This is a genomic window from Brevundimonas sp. UBA5936 (genome assembly GCA_002430835.1).
Taxonomy (GTDB): domain Bacteria; phylum Pseudomonadota; class Alphaproteobacteria; order Caulobacterales; family Caulobacteraceae; genus Brevundimonas.
Genome location: DJDA01000153.1, coordinates 23,195 through 35,291, shown reverse-complemented (window position 1 = coordinate 35,291; position 12,097 = coordinate 23,195). Strand labels below are relative to the sequence as shown.

The window sequence follows — 12,097 nt, the reverse complement described above, 5'->3', positions numbered from 1 at the left end:
GCTCAGGCGCGCGGTCAAACCGCGCGGATGATGCCCAGGAAGTCTTCGGCCTTCAGCGAGGCGCCGCCGACCAGGGCGCCGCCGACCTCGGCCACCGCCAGGATCTCCTTGGCGTTCGACGGCTTGACCGAGCCGCCGTACAGGATCGGGGCGACGCGGCCGCCCTCGCCAAGCTTGGCGACCATGGCGGCGCGCACGGCGGCGTGGACTTCCTCGATCTGCTCCAGCGTCGGCGTCAGGCCGGTGCCGATGGCCCATACCGGCTCATAGGCCACAGCGAACGCCTTGCCCGCCAGCGAGGCCGGAAGCGAACCGGCGACCTGACGGCTGACGACCTCGACCGCCTGCCCGGCTTCGCGCTGCTGAAGCGTCTCGCCGATGCAGATGATCGGCTCCAGACCGGCGGCCAAAGCGGCCTCGACCTTGGCGGCGACATCGGCGTCGGTCTCGCCGAATCCGGCGCGGCGTTCCGAGTGGCCGAGAATCACCAGACCCGCGCCCGCATCACGGACCATCTCGGCCGAGACCGATCCGGTGTAGGCGCCCGAGGTTTCAGCGTGGCAGTCCTGCCCGCCGATCTCGACGACGCCGCCCTTCAGGGCCTGGGCCATGCGGTCGATCAGGGTGGCGGGCGGGCACAGGGCCACGCGGCAGGCCGCAGCCTGTTCCTTCAGCGCCTTCTCGAGAGTTTCAGCCTCGGCCAGGCTCGCGCCCAGGCCGTTCATTTTCCAGTTGCCGGCGACCAGCTTCACAGATTGTTTCATGCGGCCTGTCTAGTGGCGACGGCGGCGGAAGCCAAGATGTCGTCAAGCCTCACTTGCGGCGGCGGCCCTGCACCCCCTATACGCGACCCTTGGCGCCCTTTCGACGCCGGCCCTCGTCAGGTTCTTCTTAGATGATCACGCACTTCCGCAACTTCGCCAAGTCCAAGTGGGCTGGGGGCCTGTTCGCCCTGATCATCCTGAGCTTCCTGATCGTCGGGGCCCAGTCCGACATCTTCGCCAGCCTGGGACCGCGCCACATCATCAGCGCCGGCGACCGCAGCGTCGATTCCAACCAGTTCCGCGCCGATTTCGAGCGCGTGCGCGCCAATCTGCAGGAGCAGGCCGGCCGCCCCGTCAGCTATGACGACATGGTCAACGAGAACCTGCACCAGCAGTATCTCGACAGCCAGACCCAGCGCCTGGGCTTCCTGTCGTGGGCCTGGAAGAACGGCATCCGCCCCGGCAAGGAGCTGGTGCTGACGGAAATCCGCAAGATTCCGGCCTTCTTCAACCAGATCACCGGCCAGTTCGACCAGGATCTCTACACCCAGGCCCTGGCCCAGCAGAACCTGACCTCGGAAATGCTCGAGCAGGATCTGCGCGACCAATACGTGACCGCCCACGTCGGCTCGGCCGTCTTCGCCGGCCTGCAAGCGCCGCGCGTCTACGCCGCCCTGCTGGCGGGCCAGGCGCTGGAAACGCGTGACGGTCGCTGGTTCTCGGTCACTCAGGACATGGCCGGCCGTGCGGGCGCCCCGACCGACGCCCAACTGACCGCCTTCATGAAGGAAAACGAGGCGCGTCTGCGCAGCCCCGAGTTCCGCATGATCTCCCTGGTGCTGTTCACGCCGGGCCCGAGCGACCCGCGCCCGACCGTCACCGAAGAACAGATTCAAGAGCGCTATGAGTTCCGCAAGGCCGCCCTGGCTGACCCGGAAAAGCGCACCTTCGTCACCCTGACCGTTCCGACCAAGGAAGCCGCCGACAAGATCGCCGCCGACCTGCGCGCCGGCAAAGCCCCGGCCGAGGTCGCCAAGGCCAACAACATCCAGCTGGGCGACTACAAGGGCACGCCGCAGGCCGCCGTGGGCGACCCCGCCGTCGGCGCCGCCGTGTTCGGCCTGGCCGTCGACCAGGTTTCGGCCCCGATCCAGGGCCGCCTGGGCTTCACCGTCGCCAAGCTGGCCGCCATTCAGGCCGGTCAGGCCGTGACGCTGGAAAGCGCCCGTCCCGCCCTGACCCAGGAGCTTCAGGCCGAGGCCGTCAAGGCCGCGACCTACGCCAAGGTCGAGCAGTTCGAGAAGGCCCGTCAGGAAGGCAAGAACCTGGCCGACGCCGCCACGGCCGCCAAGGCCCGCGTCATCCAGCTGCCGCCCTTCACCCAGCAAGGCCAACTGCCGGACGGCCAGCCGATGAACGCCCCGCGTCAGGTTCTGGAAAGCGCCTACACCCTGAGCAAGGGCGGCGAGAGCGACGTGATCGACGCCGGCGACGGCCAGTATTTCGCCGTCCGTCTGGACGACATCCGCCCGTCGGCCCTGCCGACGCTGGACGAAGTCCGCGCCCCGCTGGGCCAGCAGTGGACCCTGCGTGAGAACGCTCGCCTGCTGTCGGCCAAGGCCGAGCAACTGGCCGGCCGCGTCCGCGCCGGCGAGGACATCGCCAAGGTGGCCGCCGAAGCCGGCGCCCCGCTGACGGTCCGCACCGGCGTGCAGCAGAGCCGCGAGTCGCAGGCCCAGGTCGGCGACGGCGTGCTGCGCGGCCTGTTCGGCCAGAGCAAGGGCCAGGTCTTCTCCGACGCCCAGTCGCAGACCGCCTTCGTCGTCGGCCGCGTGGACGCCATCCATGCCGCCAACCCGGCCCTGGCCGCGCCGCTGGCCGAACAGGCCCGCCCGCGTCTGACCGAAGAACTGGCCAACATCCTGGCCGACCGCACCATCGCCGCCGCCGCTGCACGCACCAAGTCGCGCAACGACCCGGCCCTGGCCCTGCAAGCCCTGGGCGTAGAGGCTCCGGCCGCTGCGCCCGCGGCTCCGGCGGCGCCTGCACCCGCCAAGAAGTAATGCTGGAAGAACGCGACGCCTTCATCGCCGGTCTGACCGCGGGCCGCCCTCAGGTTCTGGTCCGCCGCCTGGTCGATGACCTGGAAACCCCCGTCTCGGCCTTCCTGAAGGTCGGGCACGGGCGGCGCTACGCCAGCCTGTTCGAGTCGGTCGAGGGCGGCGCCGTCAACGGCCGCTACTCCTTCGTCACCCTGTCGCCGGACGTGGTCTGGCGCTGCCGGGACGGCAAGGCCGAGATCGCGCGCGGCGCCGACGTTCTGTCCGACGTCTTCACGCCCGAAGACCGACCCGCGCTGGAATCCCTGCGCGCCCTGATCGCGGCGACCAAGTTCGACCTGCCCGCCGACCTGCCGCCGATGGCCGCCGGACTGTTCGGCGTGTTCGGCTACGACATGGTGCGTCTGCTGGAGCCGCTGGGCGCCGCAAATCCCGATCCGCTGGACCTGTCCGACGCCGTCATGGCGCGCCCGGCCCTGGTCGCCATCTTCGATTCGGTGAAGCACGAGATCGTCCTGATCGCCGCCGCCTATCCGGACACCGCAAGCGATCCAGTCCAGGCCTACGCCGCCGCCGAGGCCCGTCTGGAGGATTTCGAAGACCGCCTGCGCGGCCCCCTGCCGATCCAGCGCGAAGTCGAGCCGGTTCCCGCGCCCGACTTCCACTCCGACGTCGATGAAGCCGCCTTCGGCCGCATGGTCGCGCAGGCCAAGGACTACATCGCCGCCGGCGACATCTTCCAGGTCGTGCTGGCGCACCGCTTCTCGGCCCCGTGGAGCCAGGATCCGTTCGCCTTCTATCGCTCGCTGCGGCGCGGCAACCCATCGCCCTATCTGTTCTTCCTCGACTATGTGGACTTCCAACTGGCTGGATCCAGCCCGGAAATCCTGGTCCGGTTGAAGAACGGGCGCGTCACCATCCGCCCGCTGGCGGGCACCCGCCCGCGCGGCGCCACGCCCGAACAGGACAAGGCGCTGGAAGTCGAACTGCTGGCCGATCCCAAGGAACGGGCCGAGCATCTGATGCTGCTGGACCTGGGCCGCAACGACGTGGGCCGCGTCTCCAAGCCCGGCTCAGTCGAGGTCACGGAAAGCTTCGTGGTCGAGCGCTACAGCCAGGTCATGCACATCGTCTCCAACGTGAACGGCGCGGCTGATCCCAAGCTGGACGCGGTGGACACGCTTCTGGCCGCCCTGCCCGCAGGCACGCTTTCGGGCGCGCCCAAGGTGCGGGCCATGGAGGTCATCGACGAACTGGAGACAGAGAAGCGCGGCGTCGGCTACGGCGGCGGCGTGGGCTACATCTCGGCCAATGGCGAGGCGGACATCTGCATCGTCCTGCGCACCGCCATGTTCGCGAAGGGCCAGATCTTCGTTCAGGCCGGCGCCGGCGTCGTCGCCGACAGCGATCCGGCCGCCGAATATGCTGAAACCCTGGCCAAGGCTCGCGCGCCGATGAAGGCGGCTGCGGAAGCGTGGCGTTTCACCGCGACCACTCGCGGCCAGGGCGCCGGCGGATCAGTCTAAGGATTGGAAACCGTGGAACCCTGGTCGAACGATACGCCGGGGCCTGCGACCATAGTCCCCGCCAATAGAACCGCCGTCATGGCGGCGAAGGCGGCTGCGGCAAGCAGGCGCAGGGGTTTCGGTTGTTCCGCTGGGGCCTCGTTCAACAGGGCGCGAGCGTCGCGGATGGCTTCGATAGGGGTCAAGACGGATTTCTTCCGATGGCGATGCTCCTGTATCGCCCGGACAGCTTAACGTCCGCTTTCAATCGGCCCGCTTGCCTTCCATGTTGGGACCGCCCTGCCTCCCCGTACTAAGAAGCCTTCGCCATGATTCTCGTCGTCGATAACTACGACAGCTTCACCTACAACCTCGTCCACTACCTCGCGGAGCTGGGCGCCCAGACGCACGTCATCCGTAACGACGACCTGACCGTCGAAGAGGCCTGGGCGTTACAGCCCGAGGCCGTGCTCCTGTCGCCCGGCCCCTGCGCGCCGGATCAGGCGGGCATCTGCCTGTCGCTGATCGAGACGGCCGCAGAGACCATGCCTATCCTCGGCGTCTGCCTGGGGCACCAGTCAATCGGTCAGGCCTTCGGCGGCGAAGTGGTGCGCGCCAAGACCCTGATGCACGGCAAGACCTCGCCCATTCTGCATGAAGGGCGCGGCGTGTTCGGCGGCCTGCCCTCGCCGTTTACGGCGACGCGCTATCACTCGCTGGCCGTGCGCCGCGAGAGCCTGCCCGACGCGCTGGAAGTCACCGCCTGGACCGAGGACGGCGAGATCATGGGGCTGTCGCACCGCACGCGACCGATCCGCGGCGTCCAGTTCCATCCGGAATCCATCGCCACCGAACACGGCCACGCGATGATCGCCAACTTCCTCGATCTGGCGGGCGTCAAACGATTGGCGACCATCTGATGGACAGCATCAAGCCTCTGCTGGCCAAGCTGGTCGATGGACAGGTGCTGAACCTGGATGAGGCCAAGGCCTTCTTCTCCGCCTGTCTGCGCGGCGAGCCGACCCCGTCACAGGTCGCCGCCGCCGTCACCGCCCTGCGCATCCGGGGCGAGACGGTGGACGAGATCGTCGCCTTCGCCAGCGCCATGCGCGAGGCCGCCCGGTCGCTGGATCACCCGTTCGCTGAAGTCATCGACACCTGCGGCACCGGCGGCGACGGCCAGCACACCTATAACATCTCGACGGCGGCCTCCTTCGTGCTGGCGGGCGCGGGGCTGAAGGTCGCCAAGCACGGCAACCGCGCCGTCAGCTCCAAGTCCGGTTCGTCCGACGTTCTGGCCGCCCTGGGCGTCAATCTGGACGCCACGCCCGCCCAGCAGGCGCGGGCGCTGGACCAGGCGGGCATCGCCTTCCTGTTCGCGCCCTTCTATCACAGCGCCAGCCGCCATGTGGCGCCGGTGCGCGGCGAGATCGGCTTCCGCACCGTGTTCAACCTGCTGGGTCCGCTGTGCAATCCGGCGGGCGCCACGCATCAGGTCATGGGCGTCTATGACCCCGCCCTGCTGGAGCCGCTGGCCGGGGTGCTGGGCCGACTGGGCGCCAAGCGCGCCTGGACCGTCAACGGTCAGGGACTGGACGAGTTGACCACCACAGGTCCGACCGAGGTGGCCGAATGGAAGGACGGCGCCGTGCGCCGCTTCACCGTCACGCCCGCCGACGCCGGTCTGCCGCTGGCGACCATGGACGACCTGCGCGGCGGCGACGCCGAGCATAATGCGGCGGCCCTGACCGCCCTGCTGGCGGGCGAGCGCGGCCCTTATCGCGACATCGTGCTGCTGAACGCCGCCGCCGCACTAGTGGTGGCCGGGCGGACCGAAGACCTGAAATCGGGAGCCGAACTGGCCGCCGCCGTCATCGACGACGGCCGCGCCGCCGCCGCCCTGGCTGAACTGGTGCGCGTCTCCCACGCGCCGATCGAAGACGAGGACGCCTGATGAGCGACGTTCTGGACCGTATCGCCGCCTACAAGCGCGAGGATGTCGCCGCCCGCAAGGCCGCCGTATCGCAGGACGCCATCGAGGCGCGCGCTCGCGAGGCCTCGCCTCCGCGCGGTTTCCGCGCCGCCCTGGCTGACCGATTCGTCGAAACCGGCCGCCCGGCCCTGATCGCCGAGATCAAGAAGGCCAGCCCGTCGAAAGGCCTGATCCGCGCCGACTTCGACCCGCCCATTCTGGCCCAGGCCTATGAGCGCGGCGGCGCGTCCTGCCTGTCCGTCCTGACCGACGGGCCGAGCTTTCAGGGCGACGACGCCTATCTGGTCGCCGCGCGCGCGGCCGTCGCCCTGCCCTGCCTGCGCAAGGACTTCCTGGTCGATCCGTGGCAGGTGGCCGAGAGCCGGGCGCTGGGCGCCGACTGCATCCTGATCATCATGGACATGGTGGATGACGCCCTGGCTGCAGATCTGCTGGCCGAAGCGACCCGCTGGGGCATGGACGCCCTGGTCGAGACGCACGACGCCGACGAAATGGCGCGCGCCGCCAAGCTGGTCCAGGGCCGCGACGACGCCTTGATCGGCGTCAACAATCGCTCGCTGCGGACCTTCGAGGTCGATCTGGCGACGACCGAGCAACTGGCGGCGCTGAGCCCGGACGGCGCCCTGCTGGTCGCCGAAAGCGGCCTGTTTACGCCGCAGGATGTAGCGCGCGTGGCCGACGCCGGCGCCCGCGCTCTTCTGGTGGGCGAAAGCCTGATGCGTCAGACCGACGTGGAAGCCGCGACGCGAGCATTGCTGGCCTAAGCTCCCACTTACCGCCCATCCCGGCGGACGCCGGGATCCAGTGCTTTGGCTAAGGGCGCAGCGGCAGCCGTCCCAAGCCCAGCTTACCAAAAACTGCGCGCGTGACTCTTGCTGGATCCCGGCGTCCGCCGGGATGAGCGGGGTGTGGGGGATCAGCCCGCTTTCGCCGCGATTACCCGCAGCACGGCATCCGCCGCCAGTTCCGACGGGTCCGGCCCGCCGCGTCCCATCAGGTCCAGCGCCTCGGTCTGACGCCGCGCCTGATCGGCCGCCGTCTCAGGATCGATCAGCAAGCGTCCGACCGCCTTGGCCAGCGCCTGCGGCGTCGCCTCATGCTGGATGAACTCCGGCGCGATGGCTTCATCGGCGGCGATGTTGAACAGGGTGATGTGCTTGGCCGTCACCAGCCGCTTCATCAGCACATAGCTCAGCCCGTCGATCTTATAGGCGATGACCATCGGCGCGCCCGCCAGCGCCAGTTCGGTCGAAACCGTGCCGCTGGTCGCCAAAGCAGCGTTCGCGGCCTTCATCGCGTCGTACTTGTCGGCTTCCTGCACGACATGGGCGCGGAAGGGCCAGGCGGCGACCCGGCCCGCCACATCGGCGGCCACCGTGCCCGCCGCGACGACCGCGACCTCCAGCCCCGGAATCTGGGCCTTCAACTGTTTGATCGCCTGCTCATAGACCGGCGTCATGCGCGTGATCTCGCTGGGGCGGCTGCCCGGCAGGACCAGCAGCAGCGGCGCATCCGCCGCAATCCCGCGCGCCGCGCGAAAGCGGGCGCCGTCGGCTCCCGCCATGTCGACGTGCAGCGCCTGCGACCCCACGACCGTCGTCGGCAGGCCCGCCTTCTCGAACCACGGCGCATCCAGCGCATAGAGGGCCAGCAGATGATCTACCGCCCCCGCCAGCGTCTTGGCCCGACCCGGCCGAGAGGCCCAGACCTGCGGTCCGACATATTTGATCAGCGGCGTCTTCGGCGAGGCCGCGCGGATCGCCTGCGCCACGCGGATGGTGAACCCCCAGCTATCGATCAGCACCACGGCGTCCGGCTTCTCCGCCGCCGCCAGAGCCGCCGTCTCGGCCACCCGTTTCTTGACCTTACCGTAAGCCTTCAGCCCCTCGATCCAGCCCAGGATCGACAGCTCGGCGATGTCGAAGGGGCTGGCGACGCCCTCGGCCGCCATCTTGGGACCGCCCACGCCGACGAAGACCACATCCTTGCCCAGCCGCGCCTTCAGTGCTCGCGCCAGCCCGGCGCCCAGCGCATCGCCCGACGCCTCGGCCGCCACCAGCATGACCTTCAACGGACGGCTCATCGCGGCTCTCCCCAGACGAACAGGCCCAGACGGTCGGCCTCTTCGACCAGACCTTCGTGGTCGATGACGATCAGCCGTCCCTCAAACCCGCCGATCCCGGCCAGACCCGCAGCGGCGGCCAGTTCGACCGTCGTCGGTCCGATAACGGGCATGTCGACGCGCAGATCCTGGATCGGCTTGGGCGCCTTGCCCAGAGCGCCGCGCGCAAAGCCGGGCGAGCCGCGCAGGTCGGCAGGCAAACCCGCCACGCGGCGCAGCATCTCGTCCGTGCCCTCCTGCGCCTCGACAGCCAGCACCAGCCCGTCGCAGACGACCGCGCCCTGACCTATATCCAGTTCGCCTGATTTTTCAGCGACGTGCAGCGCCTTCTTCAGGTCCGCCAGTTGCTCCGCCGTCGGCGCCACGCGGCCCAGCGCGCCCGCCGCCAGCATCTCGCCGCCCAGAATGTCGTCCGCGCCCTCGACGGCGAAGCCTTCGTCCTCGAACACCGACAGAATCTTGCGTAACAGGGCATCGTCGCCCTTTGACGCCGCCGCGATGATGCCGGGCAGCAAGGATGCGCCCTTCAGATCGGGCTTCAACGTCTTGAAATCCGGCCGGTTGACGTAGCCCGCCAGACAGACCGCGCGACAGCCCTCGCCCCGCATAGCCTTCACGATCTTGCCGATCTCGGCCATGCCGAAATCCTGCCCCGGCCAGCGGTGCAGGTGGGCGTCAGCGAAGCCCTTCAGCCGGATGATGAAGACCTCGCGCCCCTCGGCCTCGCAGCGCTGGGCGACGCGGATGGGCAGGTCGCCCGAACCCGCGATCAGGGCCAGCTTGGGCGCGGTCGTCATTCCGCGCCCGGCAGGCACAGCGGGCGCTTGCCGCCATCACGAATGAAGCCGGTGATCTCCATGATCTCGGGCAGGTCGGCATAGGCCTGCTCGACCCGATCCAGACGATCGGCGAAGACGCCTTCGCCCTCGAACAGGTCGCGATAGGCGGCCAGCAGGCGGCGCACGGCGTCCTTGCCGTAGCCCTTGCGCTTCAGCCCGATCAGGTTGAGGCCGTGCAGGCTGGCGTGATTGCCCCAGACCGAGCCGTAGGGAATGACGTCGCGCGTCACGGCGGCCAGACCGCCGACGATGGCGCCCTGCCCCACCCGGCCGTTCTGGTGAATGGCGCACAGGCCGCCAAGGAACACCCTGTCACCGACATGGACATGGCCGCCCAGGGTGGCGTTGTTGGCCATGGTGACGCTGTCGCCGACCACGCAGTCGTGGCCGACGTGGGCGCCGGTCATGAACAGATTGTTCGAGCCGACGCGGGTGACGCCCGATCCCTGCGGCGTACCCCGGTTGAAGGTGCAGTGCTCACGGATCAGGTTGTTCTCGCCGATCTCCAGCCGCACCGGCTCGCCCTTGTAGCCGCCGTGCTGCGGATCGCCGCCGATGACGGCGAAGGGGTGGATCGTCGTATTCGCGCCGACGCTGGCGTCCTGCTGGATCACCACATGGCTGACCAGACGCACGCCGGAGGCCAGCGCCACGCCCGGCCCGACGGTGCAGAACGGGCCGATCTCGACCCCGTCCGCCAGGGTCGCCGAGGCGTCCACCACGGCGGTTGGGTGGATGGTCACTGCGCGGGCTCCGCCACGGTCACGACCATGGCCATGAACTCGGCCTCGGCCGCCAGCTTGCCGTCGATGAAGGTCTCGCCGCGGAACTTATAGGCGTCGCCGCGCGCCTTGATCACCTTGACCTCCATGCGCAGCTGGTCGCCTGGACGGGCAGGCTTGCGGAAGCGCACGCCGTCGATCGACATGAACATGATGACCTTGTCGGCCACCGCCACGTCCAGCGATTTGGACATCAGCAAGGCGCCCGTCTGAGCCATGGCCTCGACGATCAGCACGCCCGGCATGACCGGGTCGATCGGGAAGTGGCCGGGGAAGAAGGGCTCGTTGTGGGTGACGTTCTTGATGCCGACGATGGAGGTCGCCGCCACGAAGTCCTGCGCCTTGTCGACCAGCAGGAAGGGATAGCGGTGCGGCAGGCGACGCATCACCTCGGCGTAATCGATGTTGTTGTCTTCGCTCATTCTTTCGATTCCTTTGCGCCCTTCTTCTGGGACGCCTGTTTGGACAGCCACACCGTCTCGCGCAAGAATTGGCGCAGGGGCTTGGCGGGATAGCCGGACCAGATCTCGCCCGGCGGAATGTCAGCCAGAACGCCGCCGCCGGCCGCCACGCGCGCGCCTTCGCCGATGGTGATGTGGTCGCCCACGCCCGCCCGGCCGCCGAAGATGCAGTTGTCGCCGCTGGTGACCGAGCCCGAGATGCCGGTGTGGGCCGCCATCAGGTTGTTGCGGCCGATGACGCAGTTGTGCCCGATCATGACCAGATTATCGATCTTGGTGTTCTCGCCGATGACGGTGTCGTCATAGGCGCCGCGATCGATGCAGGAGTTGGCGCCGACCGTCACCCCGTCCTGCAGAATGACGCGGCCGAGCTGAGGAATGTCCACCGGCCCGGCCTTGGACCCGGCAGCGCCGAAGCCCGCCTCGCCGATGCGTGCGCCCGCCAGCAGCTTCACCCGGTCGCCCAGCAGGGCGAAGCCGACGGTGACGCCGGAACTGATCAGACAGTCGCGGCCGATCTGGACGCCCGGCCCGATGACGGTGTTGGCGCCGATGCGGCTACCGCGCCCGATGCGGACGCCCTCGCCCAGAATGGCTCCCGGCTCGACCACCACGGTGTCGTCCTCGGCGGCCTCGGCAACCGTGATGGCGCGGTCCAGACGGATCGGCCGGTGCAGCAGGGCCGACGCCCGCGCCCAGGCAGCCTGCGCCTCACCCGACACAATGACGGCGGAGTCAGCAGGGGCCGCCTCCACGGCCGACGGCGGCACGATCACGCAACCGGCCTTAGTCTGCGCCAGGGCGTCGGCGAACTTGCGGTCGCCCAAAAACGCAATCGCGCCCCGGTCCGCACTGGACAGGGGCGCGACGGCCGAGACGATGACCTCGCCGCCCCGGATCACCTCCCCGCTGATGTGCTCGGCGAGGGCGGCGACCGTCAGGGACGACAGGGTCTCAAAGAACCTCGGATCGGGCATGGCCCGCCTTAGGATTGCGGCTGGGCCGGAACCGGCATGCGGTTGAAGCTCAGCGTCGGCAGTTGGGCGTTCAGGCGCTGGATGACGGTGTCCGTCACGTCCATGGCCGGGTTCATGATGAAGACGCTCTCGCGGTCGATCATGATGCCGCAGCCCTTCTCCTGGTAGACGGCGACCAGCAGGGGCTCGATGGCTTCCGAGATCTTCTGGCGCTGCTGCGCCAGGGTGTAGCGCAGTTCGTTGTCGCGGGTGCCTTCCAATTGCTGGGCTTCCTGGATGCGCGTCTGCAGCGCCTGGCGACGCTGGTTCATCTGGTCGGCCGGGATGGTCGCCGCGCCTTGTTGCAGAGCCTGAGCTTCGGTCTGGATGGCGGTGGCGTAGGGCTGGAGTTCGCCCTGAACTTCCTGCGCCAGTTGCTCCATGCGGGTCTGCACAGCCTGACCAACCGTCGATTGAGCCAAGACACGCTGGTTGAAATAGACGCAAACGCCGGGGATGGCCGGGCCGGGGTTGGCCGGGCCTTGCGTCTGGGCCAGGGCGGCCGAAGCGGTCAGCGAAGCGAGGGCGAAGGCGCCGATAGCGATGAGTTTCATA

12 protein-coding genes are annotated in these 12,097 nt (G+C 68.8%); 5 read left to right on the top strand and 7 right to left on the bottom strand.

What is annotated here, in order from left to right; genetic code table 11:
* Positions 1-14: 14 nt before the first annotated feature.
* Positions 15-764, bottom strand: a complete 750-nt coding sequence (gene tpiA, locus B2Y21_RS15570) for a triose-phosphate isomerase (RefSeq protein ID WP_292060747.1) — start codon at positions 762-764, stop codon at positions 15-17.
* 131 nt (positions 765-895) lie between these two features.
* Here tpiA and B2Y21_RS15565 point away from each other — a divergent pair, with 131 nt between their 5' ends.
* The 5 genes from B2Y21_RS15565 (at position 896) to trpC (ending at position 7,086) form a co-directional block, all read left to right on the top strand.
* On the top strand, positions 896-2,827 hold the full coding sequence (locus B2Y21_RS15565; protein WP_292060746.1) for a peptidylprolyl isomerase: 1,932 nt from the start codon (positions 896-898) through the stop codon (positions 2,825-2,827).
* Entirely contained in the window at positions 2,827-4,350 is a 1,524-nt protein-coding gene (gene trpE / locus B2Y21_RS15560) for an anthranilate synthase component I (protein ID WP_292060745.1), read from the top strand. The genes B2Y21_RS15565 and trpE overlap by 1 nt, the downstream gene beginning before the upstream one ends.
* A gap of 308 nt (positions 4,351-4,658) precedes the next feature.
* Positions 4,659-5,249 (top strand): anthranilate synthase component II, encoded by a 591-nt coding sequence (locus B2Y21_RS15555; protein WP_292060744.1) that lies wholly within the window; start codon positions 4,659-4,661, stop codon positions 5,247-5,249.
* Entirely contained in the window at positions 5,246-6,283 is a 1,038-nt protein-coding gene (trpD, locus tag B2Y21_RS15550; protein ID WP_292060812.1) for an anthranilate phosphoribosyltransferase, read from the top strand. The genes B2Y21_RS15555 and trpD overlap by 4 nt, the downstream gene beginning before the upstream one ends.
* The gene (gene trpC / locus B2Y21_RS15545) at positions 6,283-7,086 is read left to right on the top strand and encodes an indole-3-glycerol phosphate synthase TrpC (RefSeq protein WP_292060743.1); all 804 of its coding nucleotides are present in this window, start codon (positions 6,283-6,285) and stop codon (positions 7,084-7,086) included. Before trpD ends, trpC begins: the two co-directional genes overlap by 1 nt.
* Positions 7,087-7,238: 152 nt before the next feature.
* On the opposite strand, the gene lpxB is transcribed toward trpC, so the two are convergent.
* From lpxB to B2Y21_RS15515, 6 genes are read right to left on the bottom strand one after another with little or no spacing between them, the layout of a single operon-like run.
* The gene (lpxB, locus tag B2Y21_RS15540; RefSeq protein ID WP_292060742.1) at positions 7,239-8,405 is read right to left on the bottom strand and encodes a lipid-A-disaccharide synthase; all 1,167 of its coding nucleotides are present in this window, start codon (positions 8,403-8,405) and stop codon (positions 7,239-7,241) included.
* Positions 8,402-9,241, bottom strand: coding sequence for a UDP-2,3-diacylglucosamine diphosphatase (lpxI, locus tag B2Y21_RS15535; protein WP_292060740.1), 840 nt, complete (start codon positions 9,239-9,241; stop codon positions 8,402-8,404). Before lpxI ends, lpxB begins: the two co-directional genes overlap by 4 nt.
* Complete coding sequence (gene lpxA, locus B2Y21_RS15530; RefSeq protein WP_292060739.1) at positions 9,238-10,026, bottom strand: acyl-ACP--UDP-N-acetylglucosamine O-acyltransferase; 789 nt, start codon at positions 10,024-10,026, stop codon at positions 9,238-9,240. The genes lpxI and lpxA overlap by 4 nt, the downstream gene beginning before the upstream one ends.
* Positions 10,023-10,487 carry a 3-hydroxyacyl-ACP dehydratase FabZ gene (gene fabZ / locus B2Y21_RS15525; protein WP_046653574.1) on the bottom strand — a complete coding sequence of 155 codons (465 nt, stop codon included), beginning with the start codon at positions 10,485-10,487 and terminating at the stop codon, positions 10,023-10,025. The genes lpxA and fabZ overlap by 4 nt, the downstream gene beginning before the upstream one ends.
* A complete protein-coding gene (gene lpxD, locus B2Y21_RS15520; protein ID WP_292060737.1) occupies positions 10,484-11,503 on the bottom strand; it encodes a UDP-3-O-(3-hydroxymyristoyl)glucosamine N-acyltransferase in 1,020 nt (339 codons plus the stop codon). The genes fabZ and lpxD overlap by 4 nt, the downstream gene beginning before the upstream one ends.
* An 8-nt stretch (positions 11,504-11,511) precedes the next feature.
* The gene (locus tag B2Y21_RS15515; protein WP_128115850.1) at positions 11,512-12,096 is read right to left on the bottom strand and encodes an OmpH family outer membrane protein; all 585 of its coding nucleotides are present in this window, start codon (positions 12,094-12,096) and stop codon (positions 11,512-11,514) included.
* Between the last annotated feature and the right edge of the window lies 1 nt (position 12,097).